Here is a 21435-nt window from a genome sequence, read left to right on the forward strand (position 1 = left end):
CTCGCGTCCCCGCGAGTGACTTGTATTTGCTCGCCTCTGGCGAACACCGTGTCGCCGGAGGCGACGGAATAACCGTCACTCGCGGGGACGCGAGCGACTGCTCCCCGACGGTGCATTTTTCCTGAGACTTCTCAGCCAGGCGAGAAAGATCATCACCAGCGCCAGTAACGGGATGGCCCACACGATAGTGGCCCATCTGAAAGTATCCTTCACTTCTTTCTGTGAAGCCTTCACACCATTGATGCGGACATCGATACTGTCTTTCAATGTTGAATCATACTTCAGCGCATATTGATAGAATTCTAATGCTGCGCCCAGCGAATCCGTTTTGGCAACGATGTCAGCAAAATCGGTAACCAGTTGTCCAACCACCGCATTGGGCGGCGCAATGAAGCTGATACGCTCATGCAACTGGTAAGCGATCTGAAGCTTCAATGAATCGGCCGGGCGGGGAAAACGATAAGTTTTATCTGTCAGCCAGTCCTGGAAATTTCCGGTGTTGAGGTTGATGATCTTTTTATAATCGGGTGTTGCGGCCAGCTGTTCTTCCAGGATGCGGATATGGATCCATTCGGAACCAAAGTGAGAGAGCGGGTTGATGGCAACAGCTTTTTGTAGCAGCTCCAGCGCTTTGGCTTTATCGCCATTGAGTTCGTATGCGGTGCCGAGATTGGCTACGATATTGTATTCGTTTGGGTGTAACCGGTAGAGCTCCTGAAGTATCTTCAGCCCTGCTGCTTTATCGCCAATCTTAATCTGGGCCACGGCATAGTCCGATCGTTCCCTGTAATCCATTTTGCCTGTTTTCTTTTCTGCCATTGCATTCATACGGCGGAGTGCATCATTGTCGAATCCATGCCACCAGTATGGCACTTCACCTTTGTTTGCATGCAGAAGTCCATGCAGATATATTTTTTCATTGGCCAGCGGCATCTTTGCGATTTGATATTCATTCAGGCAGGCGGATGCTGCAGAGCTGATCAATATGGCTGCACCAACAAGAATATGGAGGGGTTTGAACATAATCTGTAATTATTAGACTGTTTATACGACTGATAATATAAACAAACAGCCATGAACGCGCAAGATACGAACTCTATTTTCGGAACTGCCGATATGCCTCCGGTTCCTCCCGCCAGTGAAGAGAAAACGATGGCGATACTATCACATATTCTCGCAATTGTTCCGGGGATTGGAATTTTGGCTCCGCTGGTGATCTATCTTGTAAAAAGAAATGAAGGCAGTTTTGTAGAATTTCATGCCCGTGAATCCCTGAATTTCCAGATCACGATCTTACTGGCTTATATTATTTCGGCCATCCTGATCATTGTACTGGTGGGATTACTCTTCTTATGGGTATTGCCTGTAGTGAATATCGTACTGGTAATTGTTGCCACCATTCGTGCTTCAGAAGGCAGGTATTACCGGTATCCTTTCTGTATAAGGATGGTATAAATAATCAGTAAAGTACTTTCTCCATAATAAAGTGTGGAATAGTCACTTCATCGAATCGGTCTCCCCTGATTTCATATCCCAGTTTCTCGTAAAAGCCTGTGGCTGAGGCGCGGGCATGCATGGTCATTCTGCTGTAACCGCGGTCGCGGGCCAGGTTTTCTGCAAACTGCATAAGGGCTCGTCCGATGCCTTTACCCTGGAGGTTATTGAGTACCGCCATTTGTCGAAGACGGACCGTTTGGGCGTCTGCGCGAATGAGCATACAGCAGCCGAGCATCTTTTCTTCTTCAAAAGCTCCTATCAGAATTTCTTCTTTTTCAGACTCCAGTTCTTCTGGGGTGAAGGACAGGCCGAGAGGCTTGCGCAGAATTTCTAAGCGCAGGTTAACCATCTGCTGGTATTCAAAAGAGCCGTGATCTATTATTTTGAGGGCCATACCTGGGATTTGGGTGATGATACAGGTGTCTGCAATTTAACGATTTACCCCATTACCGGGAGGTTTTCAAGTATATAAAATTATGCAATATAAGCAGGATTCATTCCGGTGGATTATCTTCGGCGCCCGGCTGTCAGCGAAGGCTGGAAGCGGGATGGCGGATAGTACTACAAAACGGCGAAAGAACAAAATATTCACAGCATTAATTAAAAACCAGCCGATTGTTGTTATAATCCCAAAATCTATATTTTTGCAGCCGTAACTAAACTTTACAAAAATGTCAGACATTGCAACAAGAGTAAAAAAGATTATTGTTGATAAGTTAGGTGTAGAAGAAGCAGAAGTTACCAATGAGGCTTCTTTCACCAATGATTTGGGTGCCGACTCTCTGGACACCGTGGAACTGATTATGGAATTTGAAAAAGAATTCAACATTTCCATTCCTGATGAGCAAGCTGAAACCATAACAACAGTTGGTCAGGCTATTGCTTACTTAGAAGAACATGCTAAGTAAACTGAAACTTGTTTCAGGTGCAATAAATTAAATCCGCTCTTCAATAGCTGGCAGTAGCCGCAGGGGCGGATTTGTTACTTAATTTAACTCCCCCGGGAAATAGTCCTATGCAATTAAAACGAGTTGTTGTAACGGGTATTGGTGCGTTGACGCCAATCGGTAATAATTTGGAAGAATACTGGAATGGTCTCATCAACGGAGTTTCCGGCGCTGATGCCATTACGTTATTTGATGCGTCAAAGTTCAAGACCCGTTTCGCTTGTGAACTCAAGAATTTTGATCCGTTAGAATTTCTGGATAAAAAAGAAGCAAGAAAACTGGACCGATTCACACAAACAGCATTGGTTGTAAGTGACCAGGCTGTGAATGATGCGGGCCTCAAAGCAGAGGGCATCAATGCAGATCGCGTTGGTGTTGTATTTGCCAGTGGTATTGGTGGCCTGATCACCTTCCAGGAAGAAGTGACTGCCTTTGCACAAGGCGATGGCACTCCACGCTTCAATCCGTTCTTCATTCCGAAGATGATTCTTGATATTGCTGCAGGACATATTTCCATGCGTCACGGATTCCGTGGCCCCAACTTCGCGGTTGTAAGTGCTTGCGCTTCTTCCACCAATGCAATCATGGAAGCCTTCAACCTGATCAGGCTCGGAAAGGCTGATGTGATTCTCGCTGGTGGTTCTGAAAGTGTGATCCGCGAAGCTGGTGTGGGCGGGTTCAATGCAATGAAAGCACTCAGCGAACGCAATGATGATCCCAAGACCGCCAGCCGCCCTTACGACAAAGACCGTGATGGTTTTGTAATGGGCGAAGGCGCAGGAGTACTGGTACTGGAAGACCTGGACCATGCACTGGCCCGTGGAGCCAAAATCTACTGCGAGATCGCAGGATGTGGCGCCACTGCCGATGCACACCATATCACTGCTCCGCATCCGGAAGGACTGGGAGCAAAGAATGTGATGCTTTCCGCGCTGGATGATGCAGGTATGAAGGCAACTGACATCGACTATATCAATACCCATGGAACCTCCACACCACTGGGAGATGTAGCCGAAGTAAAAGCCATTGTGGATGTATTCGGTGAACACGCCTACAATCTCAATATCAGCTCTACCAAGTCCATGACAGGTCACTGCCTCGGCGCCGCCGGCGTTGTGGAAGCGATCGCCTGTATCATGAGCGTGGTGAATGATATGGTGCCACCTACCATCAACCACTTTACCGATGACCCGGAGCTGGATCCACGTCTCAATTTCACCTTTGGAAAGTCCCAGAAGCGTGAAGTAAGGGCTGCACTCTCCAATACCTTCGGGTTTGGCGGGCACAATGCCTGTGTGATAGTGAAGAAATACCCGGCATAATTAGTTTGCGCGTATTTGCTTGCTGCTTGCTGTTCCAAGGAAATCATGTACCGTACCCATGAATGATTTTTTGGCTTAATGAAAAAATTGTAGCTTAATAATAGTGGGACTCCTGGACCGATTTTTTGGCAAAGGGAACGATCTTTCTTTCAAAAAGAACCTTCGTAATGTACTGGGATTCATCCCGGGGAAGCTTCCTTTGTATCAGGCCGCCCTTACACACAGATCTGTAAGGGATAGCGCCGATGAGAACAACGAACGACTCGAATACCTTGGTGATGCCATCCTCTCCGGCATCGTAGCAGATTATCTTTTCAAAAAATATCCCTATCGCGAAGAAGGCTTCCTCACCGAAATGCGCAGCAAAATGGTGAACAGGAACAAGCTGAATGAGATCGCCATAAAAATGGGCCTCAAGAAGATCACCTTCTATAATAAGTTCGACAATTCACTCAAGATGAGCCAGATCTTTGGCAATACACTGGAAGCGGTTGTGGGAGCTATTTACCTCGATAAAGGATTCGTAAAGACCAAGAAGTGGGTACTCGAATGCATCATCATTCCTCACCTCTACATGGAGGACCTCGAAAATCTCGAGATCAATCACAAAAATAAATTGTACGGCTGGGCCAATAAGAATGGCAAGAACCTTGAATTCGAAACTCTCGATGAGCGGATCGAAGGTGGCCGGAGGCTCTTTACCATCGGCGCAGTGGTAGATGGAGATCTGCTTGCCGAAGGCAAGGCCTATAATAAAAAAGACGCCAGCCAGATCGCAGCAGCCATTGCTATCGATAAGCTGGGATTGAATAAAACAGAGATCGAAGAGTGATCGTTACTAATAACTTCTTTCACTAGCCCCTCAGGCATACGAATACAAAGGCCAGCATCAACCATATCCAGGTTTTCAGTCTGTTGGGAGGTCGCATAGGCAATCGTTTTTAATGTTGACCGAATCCACATTGAACTGAGAGATAAGCAGGCAGTTTTTTCAGACGGGTAATTGACAGTAAAAGGTACAATAGTTTTTTATCTTTCCATACATAATTCTATCAACACGCCATTGGTATGTTTGGGATGAAGAAAGCAAACCAGTTTATTATCAGCGCCTTGTTTAGGTTGTTGGTTCAGCAGTACAAATCCTTCAGCCTGTAATCTTTTCATTTCCGCCTCGATATCGGCCACTTCAAAGGCGATATGGTGAATACCTTCTCCTTTCTTCTCTACAAATTTTGCGATCACGCCATCTTCACTGGTACTTTCCAGTAATTCTATCTTGGTTTCTCCCTGGCGGAAAAATGCTGTATTCACTTTTTCTCCTGTTACTTCTTCAGTTTTATAACATTCCGTGTTCAACAATTTTTCAAACAGGGGCACTGAACTGCTGAGGCTTTTCACGGCAATACCGATATGTTCTACTTTCAACATGGCATATGTTTTTGCGGGCCTAAAAATACCCGCATTTGAACTATTTTTACGCGCATTGGTTGATATTTAATTCTTCATTCCTGCAAATGCTCACACTGCCAGTATACCTCGATTACAATTCCACCACGCCCTGCGATCCGCGTGTGGTAGATACCATGCTGCCTTTCTTTACAAAACAGTTTGGCAATGCTGCCAGTGCTACGCATATGTATGGCTGGCAGGCAGCAGAAGCAGTGCAACTGGCAAGAGAGCAGGTAGCCGGTCTGATCAATGCCGAACCCGGTGAGATCTTTTTCACTTCCGGCGCCACAGAGTCAGACAACCTCGCCATCAAAGGCGTATTCAACATGTATGCAGGCAAAGGCAACCATATCATCACCGCAGCCACCGAACACAAGGCCGTTCTCGATACCTGTGCTCACCTTGAAAAGCTTGGAGCCAATATCACTTACCTTCCAGTCAATGCCGAAGGCCTTATCAACCTTCAGCAACTCGAAGCATCCATCCGTCACGATACCATCCTGATCGCCATCATGTATGCCAACAATGAGACGGGTGTAATGCAACCCATCAGGGAGATTGGCGCCATAGCAAAGAAGCACAATGTTATTTTCTTCACCGATGCTACGCAGGCGGCCGGCAAAATTCCCATGAATGTGATAAACGATAACATAGACCTTCTCGCATTATCTGCACATAAATTCTATGGGCCCAAAGGTTGCGGAGCGATTTATGTAAGAAGAAAAGGACCGCGTGTAAAACTCACGCCTCTCTTTGATGGTGGCGGCCACGAGAAAGGCGTTCGCAGCGGCACGCTCAATGTGCCCGGCATCGTTGGGCTCGGCAAAGCCGCGGCACTCGCAAAAACGGAGATGGCCGCTGATACTGGCCGGATACTAACGCTCAGGGATCATCTCGAAACATCATTACTCCAAACAGGAAAAGTAATGCTCAACGGTTCCGTTGAACACCGTCTTCCCAATACCACCAACTTATCTTTCATCAACACCAACAGTGGTGTACTGATGCGCGTTTTCACCAAAGACCTTGCAGTGAGCAGTGGTTCAGCCTGCACCAGCGCGCTGATGGAGCCCAGTTACGTCCTGAAAGCCATGGGCCTCTCCGACGAACTTGCTTACGGCAGCATCCGTTTCAGTCTTGGTAAATTCACTACCGAAGAAGAAATCAACTATGTAATAGAAAGATTGAAGAGTATTTGATTTCATTTTGCAGACGCACCTGTTCCCCATCACCCACCCTCCAACAAACGCGATAATTGCGTTTTGAAACTGTAGCATTATCAGGGTGCTCTGGCAATGGGATATGAATAAACCTGGCCTTCGAAACGTAAGCGAAGAAGTTCATTCATATTCCACCGTCCCATCTCTCCATTCCACCGCCCATCAAAACTCCAACTGCGTTGGTTCGTTTCGTCCGCCAGCGTTTATCATATCCCATTGCTTCCAAAACAAAAACAAATAAAATGTAACATAACAAAAACGCAATTCCCCGCGTTTGTATACATCAAAAAACCCTCCGTTGGGAGGGTTTTCGCTTGCAGCAGGTTTTGGTTATACAGTTACAAATAAACTCGTGAATCAATATTTTGGATAATGGTTTATTAGGATGGTAAAGGGGAGTAACGAATATAAGCAAATAGATTTATTCACCGCGCAAACAATTTCATCTTTTCTTAATTTATACTGATAATCCCTTATTTTCGTAACATGTGGCCCGTATGCAAAAAAGAGTTCAGGCAGTTTTTCAGTAGCCTCACCGGGTATATCGCAATAGTGGTATTCCTCTTACTTAACGGATTGTTTCTCTTTGTGTTCCCGGACACTAACATTCTTGATTTTGGCTACGCTACACTTGATAAATTTTTTGAATTAGCGCCCTGGATCCTGCTTCTCCTGATCCCTGCCATCACCATGCGCAGCTTCTCCGATGAATTCAAAGCTGGCACTTACGAAATTCTTCAGACCAGGCCTCTCAGCAGATGGAAACTGGTGCTGGGAAAATATACCGGAGCGCTTGGTGTAGTCCTCATTGCGCTCATTCCTACTATCATTTATGTGATCAGTGTACAACAACTCTCCACTGAAGGGGGGATCGATAGAGGCGGCACTATCGGCGCATATTTCGGACTGATCTTCCTGGCTGCTGTTTTTGTGGCCATCGGGACCTGTTGCAGCAGTTTTACGAGTAATGCCGTGGTAGCTTTTATCAGTGGCGCATTCTTTTGTTTCATTTTGTATAGTGGTTTCAATGCCATAAGCCGTATTCCTGCATTGGAATCCGGCGCTGATTACTATATCGAAATGCTGGGCATCGATTTCCATTACCGCAGTATCAGCAGGGGCGTGGTCGATAGCCGGGACATTATCTATTTCCTGAGCGTGATCGCTTTCTTCCTTGTTTGTACCACCCGTAACCTGTTGAAGCGATAAGCAGACCCTGAACAACGATTATGAAAAAGATCCTACAATCTAAATACTGGTGGCTCGCCTTCATCCTGGCGCTGGTGGCCATTAATTATATTGCTACATCGGTCCCGGTTCGTATCGATCTCACCCAGGAGAAAAGATATACACTCTCGCCCGCCACCAAAAAGCTGATCAAAGGATTGGGAGATCGGGTAAGCATCACCGTTTTTCTCGATGGTGAAATGCCTGCCGGTTTCAAGAAACTTGCCAACAGCACCCGCGAGATGCTGCAGGAATTCAAAGAGCTGTCTGCTACCAATATCCAGTTCAGTTTTGAGAAGCCTGTATCCCAGGCGCTCGCTGGCGAGATCTCTACTGACTCGCTGATGAAGCTGGGCCTGCGTCCTACCAATGTGCGTGTCCGCGCCAAGGCCGGAGAGGCGGAAGAGCAGCGTTATCTTTTTCCAGGCGCCATTATCAGTTACGATGATAAAGTGGAAGCGGTGGATTTGCTGCAGGGGCAGGACATGACCGGTGGCATTCAATCCCTCAACAATGCGGAAGCATTATTGGAATACAAGTTCGCACATGCTATTCAGAAGCTCACTGCCGATAAAGTTCCCAATATTGGCTACCTTATCGGCAATGGACAACCGCTTAGCTATAATGTGTACGACCTGATCGAAAGAACGCTGAAACCCTCTTATGGCTTCGGTTTTGTGCCTATCGACAGTGTGCCGTTCATTCCGCACGACTTCGATGCATTATTAGTTGTGAAACCAACCGTCCCCTTCAATGATGAACAAAAACTCAAACTCGATCAATATGTGATGCAGGGTGGAAAGATCATCTGGATGATCGACAGGCTCTATGCGGAAATGGACAGCCTCATGCGCAGGCAGTCAGATTTCATTGCCTACGATCGCAACCTCAACCTGGACGACCTGCTTTTCAAATATGGCGTTCGCATCAACGGGGACCTGGTGCAGGACCTCCAGTGCGATCAATTACCCATGGTGGTTGGTAACTTTGGAGATAAGCCCCAGATGGACCTGCAACCCTGGCAATATTTCCCGCTGCTGACGGCTTACAATAACAATCCGGTTTCCGGAAATATGGACAGGGTGCTCAGCATCTTCCCCAATTCCATCGATACCGTGAAAGCTCCCGGCATCAGCAAAACCATACTGCTGGCCAGTTCTGCCAATTCCCGCGTACTGGCTACCCCTGCGCTTGTTTCGCTCAGTAGTGTAAAGACTGAGGATGATATCAAAACTTTCAATCGACAACATATCCCAATTGCGGTGATGCTGGAAGGAAGATTCACTTCTCTTTATACCAACCGTCTTTCACAAGGTGTGCTGGATACAATGGCCGGACTGTACAAACAACCGTTCCGGGCTGCTACCGCCGAGGAAAGCAAGATGATCGTGATTGCCGATGGAGATATCGTGGCCAATGTTTTCACGCAAAAGGAAGGGCCGCTGCCCATGGGCTATAACCAGTTCACCAATTACCAGTATGCCAACAGGGATTTCTTCATCAACTGCGTGGAATACCTGGTGAACCCAAGTGGTATCCTGGATACACGCGCCAAGAACTACACCCTGCGACTGCTGGACCCCGCCGCAGTGGAAGAGAACAAAACCACCTGGCAGCTGATCAATATTGCCGGACCGGTAGCCCTCATTCTGCTCTTCGGTATGATCTACCAGGCTCTTCGCAATAAGAAATACCAATAAAAGCCCGCCGGCATACAAAGGCCATGTATCAGTCAAGGCCTTATCTTTGCAACCATTAAATTATGTCATGACCACGGACCAGCTCACTTATCTAGTTTTTGGAATCGTAATTGTTGTAGCACTGGCTTTCGATCTCGGATTACTGAGTAAGAAGAATACGCATATCAGCCTCCGTAAAGCCCTGATACAAACAATTTTCTGGGTAAGCCTCGCCCTGGGTTTTTTCGGGTTCATGTGGTATGAGGAAGGGAAAGTGTTGGCGCTTGAATACCTCAGTGCTTACCTGATGGAATGGAGCCTCAGTATCGATAATATTTTCGTGTTCATTCTCATCTTCAACTTCTTTGCTGTTAAAGATAAATTCATTGCCCGTGTTTTGTTGATCGGTATTATGATGGCCATTCTTTTCCGCGTGGCATTCATTACTGTAGGGATTGAACTGGTGCAGAGATTCAGTTGGATCCTGTATGTTTTCGGAGGCATCCTGGTGTATACCGGTATCAGTCTGTTCTCTGCCAAACACGATGAAGACCCCAACCTGGAAGAGAACCGTGTGTACAAGCTCATCAAGCGTGGTCTGCCTATCACCCCACTGGATGGAGATGGGAAATGGTCAATGCGGATTGAAGGAAAAAAATATTATACCAGTCTCTCTGTGGTAGTGATCATGCTGGCCACCACCGATATCATTTTTGCAGTGGATTCAATTCCTGCCGTGTTCGCCATTTCGCAGAACCATCTGGTGATCTATACGTCCAATATTTTTGCAGTGCTTGGTCTGAGATCTTTATTCTTCCTTCTGAAAGGAGCCAGCAGTAAGTTCTCCCATCTGCAACAGGGTATCGCATTCGTACTTATTTTCATCGGCCTCAAAATGCTGGTGACATTCTTCGATATTCATGTTCCTATCGCCATCTCATTGCTCGTGATCGTAATGAGTGTAAGCCTCAGTATCGTTTACTCCATTTCTGTAGCAAGGAGGAATTTGGCAAAAGAGGAAAAATCCCCTGAAGTGAACACACCAGATAAGGACCTTCACTGATGCAATACTTTATTGAATATATCGCTTCGGTCATTCAGGGTACTGTGATACAGGAACGCAGGAATGGCCGGATCGAGCAATTATTGACAGACAGCCGGCGGCTGATCTTCCCAAAAACATCCCTGTTCTTTGCCCTCAAAGGACCGAGAAGGGATGGACAAACTTTCATCGATTATCTCTATCATAAGGGCGTACGGAATTTTGTAGTGAGTGAACAACCTGATCTTGCCCTATATCCCGAAGCCAATTTTATAAAGGTGCCGGATGTATTGCAGGCATTGCAATTGCTGGCAGCTTATCATCGCAGTTGCTTCACCATTCCTGTGATTGGTATCACAGGAAGTAATGGAAAAACCATTGTGAAGGAATGGCTCAACCAGGTCCTGGACCAGCAGTTCGCTATCATCCGCAGCCCCAAGAGTTACAATTCACAGATCGGTGTGCCATTGAGCGTATGGCCGATGAATGAATCCCATGAGCTCGCCATCTTTGAAGCAGGCATTTCGAAACGGGGAGAGATGGAAAAACTGGAAGCCATCATCAGGCCAACCATTGGTATCCTCACTAATATCGGCGAAGCGCATAGCGAAGGATTTTCTTCCATGAAAGAAAAACTGGAAGAAAAACTTCGACTGTTCCATACCGTGAATACACTGGTCTACCGTAATGACCAGGACCTGGTGGAGGAAACGGTTCAGCAAATGGCGCAGTCGCGCGGTATTCAGCTGTTTGCCTGGGGAGGGAAGAAAGATGGGGCCGTTCAGATCACCGGCATCGAAAAATCCGGTCACAATACCATCGTCACCGCATCCTATGAAGGCGATGCACATGAAATAGTGGTCCCTTTCACCGATGATGCCAGTATAGAAAATGCCATGCATTGCTGGTGTACAGCGCTGCTGATGAAGCAGAACATGCAAAAAGTACAACAGCATTTGCTATTGCTCACCCGGGTGGCTATGCGACTGGAAATGAAAACAGGCATCAACAACTGTACTGTGATCAACGATAGCTACAGCGCGGACCTCAGCTCATTTACCATTGCACTGGATTTTTTATCGCAGCAGGCGCAACATGATCGCCGCACTGTGGTCCTCACAGATATCCCCGAATCAGGCAGGAACGAGAAAGAACTTTATATTGAAGTGGCCAATGCCATGCAACAAAGAAAAGTGAACAGGCTGATCGGGATCGGGGAAACCATCCATCATCATGTTGCCGCATTTGAATCAGCCGGCATTGCCGAACTACTCTTCTTTCCAACAGTGGATGCTTTCAAGAAGGACTTCCATCATATTCCATTCCGCGATGAGACCATCCTGCTGAAGGGTGCGCGCGTATTTGAACTGGAAGAGATTGACCGGTTGCTGGAACAGAAAGTACATCAAACAGTTCTTGAGATCGATCTCAATGCTGTGACGCATAATCTGAAACAATACCAGCAATTGCTTCGTCCGGAAACAAAGCTGATGGCCATGGTGAAAGCATTTGCCTATGGCAGCGGGAGTTTTGAAGTGGCGAATGTTTTGCAATACCATAAGATCGATTACCTGGCCGTGGCCTATGCAGATGAAGGAGTGGAACTGCGCAAAGGTGGGATCAACCTGCCGGTGATGGTGATGAATGTAGACCCTACTACTTTTGATGTGCTGGTGCAGTATAATCTCGAGCCTGATATCTATGCACCAGAATTGCTGCACGCTTTTGAAGCTTATCTCAAAAGAGAAGGGATCCAGCAATTTCCTGTACATATAGAACTGGAGACCGGGATGAACAGGCTGGGCTTTTCTGAATCCCAGTTGCCCGTGCTGTTGGAATCGCTGCGCAGTAAGTTGCTCAAAGTACAGAGCGTATTCAGTCATTTGGCCGCCAGTGAAGACTCTCAACAGGATGCCTATACGAAGCAACAGGCAGAGCGGTTCCACGGGATGGTGAGCAAATTGCAGCAGATACTGGGTTATCCGTTTATCAAACATATCTCCAATACGGCCGGCATCAGCAGGCATCCGGAATTACAGATGGATATGGTGCGTCTTGGCATCGGGATGTATGGGATCGATAGTGGCAATACACATTTGCTGCAACTGCAGGAGGTGAGTACGCTCAAGAGTACCATCGCCCAGATCAAACATTTGGAAGAAGGGGAAACCGTCAGTTACGGCCGGAAAGGGGTGGTTACCCGCAAAACCACTATTGCCACGGTACGGATCGGGTATGCAGACGGATACCCGCGCAGCCTTAGCACCGGCCTGGGCAAAATGTGGGTTAACGGACATCTGGCTCCTGTTATCGGTATCGTGTGCATGGACATGACCATGATCGACATCACCGATGTGCCGCATGTGAAAGTGGGGGACGAAGTAGTGATCTTCGGTAAGCAATTGCCTGTTGAACAAGTGGCGCACTGGGCCCAGACCATTCCTTACCAGATGCTGACCGGAATATCCCAAAGAGTGAAACGGGTTTACTTCCAGGATTGATCAAGCAGGAGGCCATTGCCTTTTAACAAAACTTTTTCTCCTTAATTCGACAGTCAGGATATGCTATTGCACTGGGAACTCCGACTGATAACTATTATCTTTGATTTCCTAAAAAATCTAGTACAGTGAAGATCAGAACTGTAGTCCTAACGATCCTTGCGATCATATTTATAGACCAGGCTTTAAAGATTTGGGTGAAAACCAGCATGACCTATGGTTGGAACGGGCAGATCTATTTGCTGGGAAATTGGTTCCGCTTATTCTTTATCGAGAATGAAGGCATGGCATGGGGCTGGAAATTTGGTGGCGAGTTTGGAAAAATTGCCCTGACGCTTTTCAGGCTGGTGGCTGTGATCTTCGGTGTATTCTATATCAGGAATATCGTACGCAGAAAATACCATCGCGGTTTTATCATTTGTGTTGCCATGATCTTTGCGGGCGCCCTCGGCAACCTCATCGACTCCATGTTCTACGGTATGATCTTCTCAGCCAGTGCCGATGGTCTTCCCAATGCAGTGCTCTTCCCACCGGGTGGCGGATACGCCAGCTTCCTGCATGGTAAAGTGGTAGACATGTTATATGTTCCCATCATCGAAAACAAAACGATGCCTTCCTGGGTTCCGTTCTGGGGTGGTGAAACATTCACCTTCTTTTCTCCCATTTTCAATATCGCCGATGCCAGTATTTCTGTTGGCGTTATTGTGATCCTGCTCTTCCAGCGCAGGTTCTTCAAAAAGGATTCCGAATCAGAACAATCAACACTGCTCGATCCGGTAAAACCAAATGACACCGTTCAGATCTCTTAAATAGTAGTACAATATCGATAGAAAAAGGGTGATCTGCATTTCGCGGACCACCCTATTTTCCTTTTTTGTTATTTGTAAAACTGAGACTGCGTAGTATTAACGATCAATGTCCCGGATTTGTTTTAAGGACTTGCTTTGTTATTATTTTTTCCCCGATCTGAATGCGTAACACATATACTCCACTGCTGAGATGGTCCAGGTTACGGAGGAAGACCTCATTCATTCCCTGTACGATATTCTGTTGTGATTGCTTCACTGTTCTACCGTAAAGGTCCATCAGTTGCATATTGGCCTTACCTCTTTCAGGGCTTACGATATCGAAACTGATCTGGCTGGCAAACGGATTCACCAGGTTGCGGATGGAAAATTCCAGTTTGCTGCTGAGCTGGATGATCTTACTGTATTTGTGGGTTTCACCTTCCACCATCCGGATCCTGTAATAAGCCTGACCGCTTACAGGTTTTGGGTCCGTGAAATTGTAAGTGAATTTCGTGTCGGGAGAAATGCCTGCTACTGAAACTATTTTGGTGAAGCTGGCGCCATCGTTACTTCGTTCCACTTCATAGATGGTGCCAGGTGTTTCATTATCTGTAACCCATTTCAGGTATCCATTTCCGTTATTGAGCTGACCGGTGAAGCTCAGCAGTTTAGTGGGAAGGATAACGCAATCGTCCACATTAAGCTGGATAGTGGTGAAATTGAGGAATGAACAATCGGGCTCCAGGAGGTTGCCTGGCGTGGAAGCCACACGGAAACGGTAAATATGCCCATTGGTGGCGGGATTGCTGATGAATGTGGGGTAGAATGCTTCGTATTCGTACTGACCACTACCATTGTCTGTAGCAGGAGTATGTCCGGTTACACCTGTATTCTGCCAGGTAGCTCCGTTATCTGTACTGCGTTCCCACATCCATTCCGTATAGTTATCGAAGAAAGATCTTACCAGCGCTGAGATGCGCACGTTATCGCCCACACAAACAGAAGTTGTGGCTGAAGGCAGCATGGTTAGATTGGGGTTACAGGTTACGAGCGCAATATCATCGATGGCCCAGTCGTTACCACCACCGCCGGAAGCGTTGTTGCGGATGGAGATCACAATATCTTCCTGAGTAGGCCCTGTTTTGAACATGAAGCCTTTTTTCACCCAGCCTACAGTATCTACCATACCGGATGAATACCTGTCGAGGTCATCGATAGCGAATGTGAGATTGGGCAGTACACCTGGTTTCCAGGTTTGTGTGCCGGTGGAATCGATGCCGCAATTGGTACACACGTTCCGTACCCAGAGCGAAAATTCGTAGGATGTATTGGGGCAAAGTCCGGTTATGGATTGACGATAGGCTTCACCCGTTGCATAGTCTGAGTTCACCACCAGCATGTAGCCACCCTCAGCATTTGCTGCAGTGGGGTCATTACCGGCCGGGGTTGTGCTGCCGGTATGGTCGCCGATGATATCCCAGTGGCCGCCGAACATGCGGTTGCCGCAGGCATAGATATTTGGTGGATTGAGGCTTCCGCAATTGGGTTTTTTCATAGCATTTCTGAAAGTGCTCTGCCGCGGGCTGAGGTTGTTAACGATGGTATAATAACCGTCGTTGGTTTCTGTGGAAGGGCTGAGTGGTCTCCTGGTATAACCCGGAACCGGCAGGTCGGAGCCCAGCAGGGGTCTGTTTTGTGTGGCGCCCGATCCGAAAGTTCCACCAAATTCCGCCGCGAAGTTCTTACCTGCTGCATCCGCGCAGATGGGTGTATTGGGGGAGATAAGGATGCGGTACCTGATTGCGCGCACTACAGAATCCTGGAAAAAAGTTGAAGAACTGCTGTTCCTTTTGTAGCGGAGTTCGCCGGCTCCCAGTGTGATGATATCCCCCACACTACCGGTGACCCTTACCCTGAATGCTGTGGTGATCAGCGTTCCTCCTGCAACGATCGGGCGATGTGTGCCCGGCTTAACATTACCACCACCTGCTACTGCATTGGTAACTGCTGTGCCCACAATGGCGGCGCCTGCTCCGATATTGATCCTTAGATTAAATTCTCCAATAGAGGGAGTGGCTTTGTAAGTTGCCTGATCATCACTTGCACTGATGGAATATTTTTTTACCAGTAAGCCTTCATTGGTGATCAAATAAACACTATCTCCCACTAAGGTGGTATTGCTGGGGATATTGTCCATGTACCGGACAAAATAGATATTGCCGCTGTTATAGCCACCAGGGAAATAATAGTTGGTGCGAATTTCGAGCGTGTCGCCAGCCTCTACTGTCCCGCCAGCGGTTCGTTTGGAAAGGTTTACATAACTGTTTCCGTAACGGATCGTCTGTCCGTTACCGTTAGTCATACCAAGAATGGCATAACAAAACATCATAAGGGTTACCCGGAGTAAATGCTTTTTCATCGGTTTGGAGTCTGGGGTAATAATGATGCGATTCAATACCAGCCTGCACTTGATCGGTGTAAACCTATCAAAAAATTGGTTTGAACACAATCGTATATTTACGAAAAACGTGTATTTGGGTACACTATTGCTTAAGTGAAGGGGATTTGTACTTCAGGGTTAGCATTTATCAAATCATGTCATCACAGAAAGGGTTATTCTCCAGTAGCTGTAGCCGGGCCCGGGATATGAAAAATACGGCTGTTGAAATGAACCGGCGCAGGAGGATAATTATTGCGCTGTGGATAGGAGAGATAAGGGGATGGGAATTCTATTTAGCTGCATCGCTTACATTTCAAAGGCCGTTTTTTCATACCCCTCGCCGGCAAAAAAGGTCAGGGAGCTGGCAGTCGCTCGCCTCTGGCGAGTGACTTGTATTTGTTCGCCTCCGGCGAACACAGCGTCGCCAGAGGCGACTGAATAAAGCTCACTCGCCGGGAGGCGAGCGAGTGGGCTCCCCGACATTCTAAGATGGTAGCTTTTTAGTCAGCCTCATCTTTCCCTGCCACAGTTGAAAAAAGATTCTCCAGCAGTGGTGTAATTCGTAAGCCGGAATAATCATATCCCGTTGCGAGAAAAGATATCCCGTTGCGACAAAAAACTAGGAAAGCTTTCCTACCATGTTGCCCGGAATAACCCACTGATCAAATTCTTCAGGAGTTACATATCCCAGACGCACTGCTTCTTCTTTCAAAGTAGTGCCATTCTTATGCGCTGTCTGCGCGATCTCTGCCGCTTTGTAGTAACCGATCTTTGTATTGAGAGCGGTTACGAGCATCAGTGAATTGTCTACGTGCTTTTTGATGTTTGCTTCAATAGGCTCGATACCTACAGCGCATTTATCATTGAAGCTCACGCAGCCTTCACCAATGAGGCGGGCGCTGTGCAGGAAGTTATAGATCATAACGGGCTTGAACACGTTGAGTTCAAAGTGTCCGGTAGCGCCGCCGATGCCGATGGCAACATCATTACCCATTACCTGTGCAGCGATCATAGTGAGGGCTTCACATTGAGTTGGGTTCACTTTGCCTGGCATGATGGAAGAACCGGGCTCGTTATCGGGGATGAAGAGCTCACCGATACCTGCGCGTGGACCAGAGCTCAGCATGCGGATATCGTTGGCGATCTTCATGAGGCTGACGGCAACAGTCTTGAGAGCGCCATGCGCTTCCACGATGGCGTCGTGAGCGGCAAGGGCTTCAAATTTATTACGGGCAGTAATGAAGGGAAGACCGGTGAGTTGAGCGATATGTTTCGCAACATTCTCGGAATAATGGGGCGGTGTGTTGATGCCTGTACCAACAGCGGTGCCGCCTAGTGCGAGCTCGCTGAGATGGCTCAGGGTATTCTTGATGGCGCGGATGCCATGGTCCAGCTGGGCTACGTAGCCACTGAATTCCTGTCCAACTGTGAGTGGCGTGGCGTCCATGAAGTGGGTTCGGCCGATCTTCACCACTTCCATGTATTTGGCGCTTTTTTCAGCGAGTGTGTTGCGGAGTTTTTCGATACCAGGGATAGTCACTTCCAGCAGCATTTTATAGGCAGCGATATGCATGGCTGTAGGGAAAGTATCGTTGGATGATTGTGATTTGTTCACGTCATCGTTAGGCGCCAGGAATTTTTCCTTATCGGTGAGCTTACCACCTTTGATCACGTGGCCGCGATAAGCAACCACTTCGTTCACATTCATATTGGATTGGGTGCCGGATCCTGTTTGCCAAACTACGAGCGGGAAGGAATCGTCCAGTTTGCCGGCGAGGATCTCGTCACAAACCTGTCCGATCAGATCAGATTTTTCCTGGGGCAATACACCAGCTTCGAAGTTGGTGATGGCAGCGGCTTTTTTCAGATACGCAAATGCCCGGATGATCTCTTTCGGCATCCTGTTGATGTCCTGCGCAATTTTAAAATTGTCAATACTGCGTTGGGTTTGGGCGCCAAAGTAAGCATCGATAGGCACTTTCACTTCGCCCATGGTATCTTTTTCAATCCGGTATTCCATATTGCTAAAAATTTGGCAGCAAAGGTAGGGAAATACGCGGCTGGTGCAGCTATTTCATGGGATTCTAATGAATGATCAGTTCACTTTTCAGAACAATATTTTCATAAGGGGGGAGGCCTTGTCTGGCATTGGGGTCGAGGAGCTTGAACAGCAGTTCGGTGGCCCTGGCGCCCTGCTCGTAGGGGAACTGTTCCACGGAAGCGATGGGAGGCGTTTCCAGGTAATGCATGAAGGGGATATTGGCATAGCTCACAAAGCTGATATCCTTGTTGATGGTCAGTTTGCGCTGACGGGCATGGTGGATCACATCCAGTGCCACATAATCATTGAAGAGGATGATGGCTGTGGGGCGTTTTTTCAGGGCCAGCAGTTTGTCGAGTGCGCCGGTATTGCCATCGGTGGAAAGGTCTGTGCTCACTACCAGTGCATCATCGGCCTTGATGGAATTCTTAGCAAGTGCATCATAGTAGCCGTTCAATCTTTCATTCTTGATATTGAGGGTAGACGGGCCCTGGATGTACGCGATACGCTTATGTCCTTTTTTGACGAGGAAATCCACGGCTTCCACTGAACTGTGGTAAAGATTACAGCTGACGGAATGTACATCCGGCACATCCGGCACCCTGTCGAAGAACACAACGGGTATATCATAGTTCTTGAGTTGTTCGAAATGGTCAATGCGGGTAGTGTTCTTTGAAATGGAGGCGAGGATACCGTCTACACGGTGTTTCTTCATGGACTCCACAATGTTTTTTTCGCGCTCCAGGTCATCATGGCTCTGACTGGTGAGTACGATATAATTGTTGTCCAGCGCGGTTTTTTCGATGCCATTGATGGCAGATGAAAAAAATTCTTCACGCAGATTGGGAAGGATCACACCAATAGTGAAGGTTTTGCGTTGTTTAAAGAAGATAGCCGTTTGATTGGGCTCATAATTCAATTCTGCAGCCAGTTTTTTCACGGCAAGTTTGGTACGGAGACCGATGCTGTGATGATCATGTAATGCCCGGGAGACAGTTGAGATAGATATGTTCAGGCGTTTCGCAATTTCCTTGATGGTGGGGAGCTTCTTTTCCATTAGCAGTGCTGGTTGTATTTATTGAAGGTAGAAAAAATTGTGAAGCAGCATAACTCCTTCAAAAAATGTCTGCTAATAATCAGGATAATTTGCGATATTAGTTGAACATCGATTGAATGCTTGCTGATCCGATAATTTATAACTGTGTTTATAATTTACCAATCAATATGCAACAAGCTCCACGCATGATGAATTGGTTGTTCACCGCAACCATACTTACTACCAGTAGTATATTCATGCAACCCCTGGCCCAAACGGCCAAAACCAAAACTGACCAACAGAAAATGCAATGGTGGCGCGATGCGCGTTTCGGCCTTTTTATCCATTGGGGACTTTATTCTGTCCCCGCAGGTGAATGGAACGGCAACACCAGTTACGGCGAATGGATCCGCAGCACTGCGCAGATCCCGCTCGCTACGTACGACAAATTTATTTCACAATTCAACCCCACAGAATTCAATGCAGACAACTGGGTACGCATGGCCAAAGACGCCGGCATGAAGTATCTTGTGATTACTACCAAACATCACGACGGATTCGCGCTCTGGCCCACCGCCACCACCGATTTCAATGTGATGAACACGCCTTTCAAGAGAGATCCGCTGAAAGAACTTGCTGATGCCTGTAATAAATATGGAGTACAACTCTGTTTCTATTATTCCATTATGGACTGGCATCATCCGGATTACCTGCCCCGCCGCGACTGGGAATCTGACCGCTCCACGGAAGGCGCTGATTTCAGCAGGTATGTTGCTTACATGAAAGAACAGTTGAAAGAGCTGCTAACTAATTATGGAAAGATCGGTGTGCTCTGGTTCGATGGGGAATGGGAAGATACCTGGACGCACGAACTGGGCAAAGATCTCTATAATTACGTGAAGAGCCTGCAGCCGGATATCATCATCAACAACAGAGTGGATAAAGGCCGCGGCGGCATGGCTGGCATCACGCGCCCCGGCGATTTTGCAGGTGATTTCGGTACACCCGAACAGGAAATACCCGCCACTGGTTTCCCCGGCGTTGATTGGGAAAGCTGCATGACCATGAACGGTAACTGGGGATTCAACAGTCATGATCAGAACTGGAAATCCCCGGAAGACCTGGTCCATAAACTCATCGAAACAGCTTCCAAAGGCGGCAATTTTCTCCTGAATGTGGGGCCAACCTCCGGCGGTTTGTTTCCCCAGGCCAGCATTGGACGTTTGCAGGATATTGGCAAGTGGATGAGCGTCAACAGTACTGCCATCTATAATACAGAGGCAAGCCCTCTAAATGACCTGAACTTTGGCTACTGTACGCAGAAAAAGATCCCCGGGGGAACGCGGTTGTACTTCCACGTTACCAAATGGCCGGCCGGCGACAAACTTGTATTGCCTCCCATGGGCAATAGTATTGTGAAAGCTTATACCCTGGCAGAAAAGACGAACCTGAAATCATCCCGGGTGAATACCAATAATATCATTCAGCTCCAGGGTGTGCAGCAACAACCTTATGCAACGGTGATAGTGGCCGAGATCAAAGGAAGGCCCATCGCTTATACAGCACCGTTAATAGAGGCGCCTGCTTCCATTTTTATCGATCAGTTGCCCGTTGCTTTCAAAACCAATATTCCCGGCGCAATCGTTTATTATACCACCAATGGAAGGGATCCCGTGAATACATCGGCCCAGGCGAGAAGCATGACGCTCCGGAAAACCGCTACCATCAGGGCGGCCTGCTTCCTTCGTGGAAGAAAGGTCTCCGATGTGACTTCGGCCAGCTTCGAGAAAGTAACGCCCATCCCGGCGCAGGATGTGAACCCTCCCAGCGGCGGACTACAGTTTGCATCCTTTGAAGGGAAATGGGATAAGCTACCGGACTTCACCAGCCTGTCGCCCGCTGCCATGGGAACCCTGGCTAATTTTGACATCAGCATGAAACGCGGCAAAGAAGAATATGCGTTCGTGTTCGATGGCTGGATCCGCATTCCGCTCGACGGTGTTTATACTTTCTATCTCAGTTCCGATGATGGAAGCCGGATGTACATCAATGATACTCTTACCGTAGACAATGATGGAATGCATGGAGAAATAGAAAAATCAAAAGATATCCCACTGGCAAAAGGGTATCATAAGATCAAGGTTCAGTATTTCGAAAGAACAGGCACCGATAACCTGGAAGTGAGCTGGAGAGGCCCGGGCATTCCAAAGATGCGCATCCCTGATGTGGTGCTCTATCGCGAAAACTGA

General features: G+C 47.5%; 17 protein-coding genes. 11 read left to right on the plus strand and 6 right to left on the minus strand.

All coding sequences use genetic code 11. The annotated features are described in order from the left end of the window. Positions 1 to 75: 75 nt before the first annotated feature. Positions 76 to 1023 (minus strand): tetratricopeptide repeat protein, encoded by a 948-nt coding sequence (locus tag D9Y29_RS12905; RefSeq protein WP_127128720.1) that lies wholly within the window; start codon positions 1021 to 1023, stop codon positions 76 to 78. A gap of 51 nt (positions 1024 to 1074) precedes the next feature. Between D9Y29_RS12905 and D9Y29_RS12910 the strand changes: the two genes are divergently transcribed. Then, positions 1075 to 1455, plus strand: coding sequence for a DUF4870 domain-containing protein (locus D9Y29_RS12910; RefSeq protein ID WP_164735394.1), 381 nt, complete (start codon positions 1075 to 1077; stop codon positions 1453 to 1455). 4 nt (positions 1456 to 1459) lie between these two features. On the opposite strand, the gene D9Y29_RS12915 is transcribed toward D9Y29_RS12910, so the two are convergent. Beyond that, positions 1460 to 1891, minus strand: coding sequence for a GNAT family N-acetyltransferase (locus tag D9Y29_RS12915; protein ID WP_127128722.1), 432 nt, complete (start codon positions 1889 to 1891; stop codon positions 1460 to 1462). Positions 1892 to 2168: 277 nt separating this feature from the next. Between D9Y29_RS12915 and D9Y29_RS12920 the strand changes: the two genes are divergently transcribed. From D9Y29_RS12920 to D9Y29_RS12930, 3 genes are all read left to right on the plus strand, one after another. Further along, the gene (locus D9Y29_RS12920; RefSeq protein ID WP_038103191.1) at positions 2169 to 2405 is read left to right on the plus strand and encodes an acyl carrier protein; all 237 of its coding nucleotides are present in this window, start codon (positions 2169 to 2171) and stop codon (positions 2403 to 2405) included. A gap of 107 nt (positions 2406 to 2512) precedes the next feature. Beyond that, complete coding sequence (gene fabF, locus D9Y29_RS12925; protein WP_127128724.1) at positions 2513 to 3766, plus strand: beta-ketoacyl-ACP synthase II; 1254 nt, start codon at positions 2513 to 2515, stop codon at positions 3764 to 3766. Positions 3767 to 3869: 103 nt separating this feature from the next. Beyond that, positions 3870 to 4598, plus strand: coding sequence for a ribonuclease III family protein (locus tag D9Y29_RS12930; RefSeq protein ID WP_127128726.1), 729 nt, complete (start codon positions 3870 to 3872; stop codon positions 4596 to 4598). A 197-nt stretch (positions 4599 to 4795) separates the two neighbouring features. On the opposite strand, the gene mce is transcribed toward D9Y29_RS12930, so the two are convergent. After that, complete coding sequence (mce, locus tag D9Y29_RS12935) at positions 4796 to 5194, minus strand: methylmalonyl-CoA epimerase (RefSeq protein WP_127128728.1); 399 nt, start codon at positions 5192 to 5194, stop codon at positions 4796 to 4798. A 35-nt stretch (positions 5195 to 5229) separates the two neighbouring features. On the opposite strand from mce, the gene D9Y29_RS12940 reads away from it, so the two are divergent. From D9Y29_RS12940 to D9Y29_RS12965, 6 genes are all read left to right on the plus strand, one after another. Next, the gene (locus D9Y29_RS12940; RefSeq protein ID WP_241237915.1) at positions 5230 to 6414 is read left to right on the plus strand and encodes a cysteine desulfurase family protein; all 1185 of its coding nucleotides are present in this window, start codon (positions 5230 to 5232) and stop codon (positions 6412 to 6414) included. Between the two features lie 507 nt (positions 6415 to 6921). Beyond that, complete coding sequence (gldF, locus tag D9Y29_RS12945) at positions 6922 to 7644, plus strand: gliding motility-associated ABC transporter permease subunit GldF (protein ID WP_127128730.1); 723 nt, start codon at positions 6922 to 6924, stop codon at positions 7642 to 7644. Between the two features lie 20 nt (positions 7645 to 7664). Continuing rightward, complete coding sequence (gene gldG, locus D9Y29_RS12950) at positions 7665 to 9362, plus strand: gliding motility-associated ABC transporter substrate-binding protein GldG (protein WP_127128732.1); 1698 nt, start codon at positions 7665 to 7667, stop codon at positions 9360 to 9362. A 67-nt stretch (positions 9363 to 9429) separates the two neighbouring features. Continuing rightward, a complete protein-coding gene (locus D9Y29_RS12955; RefSeq protein WP_127128734.1) occupies positions 9430 to 10404 on the plus strand; it encodes a TerC/Alx family metal homeostasis membrane protein in 975 nt (324 codons plus the stop codon). Continuing rightward, positions 10404 to 12884: a bifunctional UDP-N-acetylmuramoyl-tripeptide:D-alanyl-D-alanine ligase/alanine racemase gene (locus tag D9Y29_RS12960; protein WP_127128736.1), complete on the plus strand. Its 2481-nt coding sequence runs from the start codon at positions 10404 to 10406 to the stop codon at positions 12882 to 12884. Before D9Y29_RS12955 ends, D9Y29_RS12960 begins: the two co-directional genes overlap by 1 nt. A 125-nt stretch (positions 12885 to 13009) precedes the next feature. Then, complete coding sequence (locus D9Y29_RS12965) at positions 13010 to 13690, plus strand: lipoprotein signal peptidase (protein WP_127128738.1); 681 nt, start codon at positions 13010 to 13012, stop codon at positions 13688 to 13690. Between the two features lie 103 nt (positions 13691 to 13793). Here the strand turns inward: D9Y29_RS12965 and D9Y29_RS12970 are convergent, their stop codons facing one another. The 3 genes from D9Y29_RS12970 to D9Y29_RS12980 all read right to left on the minus strand — a co-directional run bounded on the left by D9Y29_RS12970 (position 13794) and on the right by D9Y29_RS12980 (position 19207). Continuing rightward, positions 13794 to 16088, minus strand: a complete 2295-nt coding sequence (locus D9Y29_RS12970; RefSeq protein ID WP_127128740.1) for a T9SS type A sorting domain-containing protein — start codon at positions 16086 to 16088, stop codon at positions 13794 to 13796. 640 nt (positions 16089 to 16728) lie between these two features. Continuing rightward, positions 16729 to 18129, minus strand: coding sequence for a class II fumarate hydratase (gene fumC / locus D9Y29_RS12975; protein WP_127128742.1), 1401 nt, complete (start codon positions 18127 to 18129; stop codon positions 16729 to 16731). Positions 18130 to 18193: 64 nt separating this feature from the next. Beyond that, positions 18194 to 19207: a LacI family DNA-binding transcriptional regulator gene (locus D9Y29_RS12980; RefSeq protein WP_127128744.1), complete on the minus strand. Its 1014-nt coding sequence runs from the start codon at positions 19205 to 19207 to the stop codon at positions 18194 to 18196. A gap of 167 nt (positions 19208 to 19374) precedes the next feature. Here D9Y29_RS12980 and D9Y29_RS12985 point away from each other — a divergent pair, with 167 nt between their 5' ends. Further along, complete coding sequence (locus tag D9Y29_RS12985; RefSeq protein WP_127128746.1) at positions 19375 to 21435, plus strand: alpha-L-fucosidase; 2061 nt, start codon at positions 19375 to 19377, stop codon at positions 21433 to 21435.

Source organism: Pseudoflavitalea rhizosphaerae, assembly GCF_003991355.1.
Classification (GTDB): Bacteria; Bacteroidota; Bacteroidia; order Chitinophagales; family Chitinophagaceae; genus Pseudobacter; species Pseudobacter rhizosphaerae.

Bases quoted from the DNA above. Each gene is read 5' to 3' on its own strand.
- mce (WP_127128728.1), bottom strand. From the start codon at position 5,194: ATGTTGAAAGTAGAACATATCGGTATTGCCGTGAAAAGCCTCAGCAGT.
- D9Y29_RS12920 (WP_038103191.1), top strand. From the start codon at position 2,169: ATGTCAGACATTGCAACAAGAGTAAAAAAGATTATTGTTGATAAGTTA.
- D9Y29_RS12955 (WP_127128734.1), top strand. From the start codon at position 9,430: ATGACCACGGACCAGCTCACTTATCTAGTTTTTGGAATCGTAATTGTT.
- gldG (WP_127128732.1), top strand. From the start codon at position 7,665: ATGAAAAAGATCCTACAATCTAAATACTGGTGGCTCGCCTTCATCCTG.
- D9Y29_RS12980 (WP_127128744.1), bottom strand. From the start codon at position 19,207: ATGGAAAAGAAGCTCCCCACCATCAAGGAAATTGCGAAACGCCTGAAC.
- D9Y29_RS12910 (WP_164735394.1), top strand. From the start codon at position 1,075: ATGAACGCGCAAGATACGAACTCTATTTTCGGAACTGCCGATATGCCT.
- D9Y29_RS12905 (WP_127128720.1), bottom strand. From the start codon at position 1,023: ATGTTCAAACCCCTCCATATTCTTGTTGGTGCAGCCATATTGATCAGC.
- D9Y29_RS12960 (WP_127128736.1), top strand. From the start codon at position 10,404: ATGCAATACTTTATTGAATATATCGCTTCGGTCATTCAGGGTACTGTG.
- D9Y29_RS12970 (WP_127128740.1), bottom strand. From the start codon at position 16,088: ATGAAAAAGCATTTACTCCGGGTAACCCTTATGATGTTTTGTTATGCC.
- D9Y29_RS12915 (WP_127128722.1), bottom strand. From the start codon at position 1,891: ATGGCCCTCAAAATAATAGATCACGGCTCTTTTGAATACCAGCAGATG.
- fumC (WP_127128742.1), bottom strand. From the start codon at position 18,129: ATGGAATACCGGATTGAAAAAGATACCATGGGCGAAGTGAAAGTGCCT.
- D9Y29_RS12985 (WP_127128746.1), top strand. From the start codon at position 19,375: ATGCAACAAGCTCCACGCATGATGAATTGGTTGTTCACCGCAACCATA.
- fabF (WP_127128724.1), top strand. From the start codon at position 2,513: ATGCAATTAAAACGAGTTGTTGTAACGGGTATTGGTGCGTTGACGCCA.
- gldF (WP_127128730.1), top strand. From the start codon at position 6,922: ATGTGGCCCGTATGCAAAAAAGAGTTCAGGCAGTTTTTCAGTAGCCTC.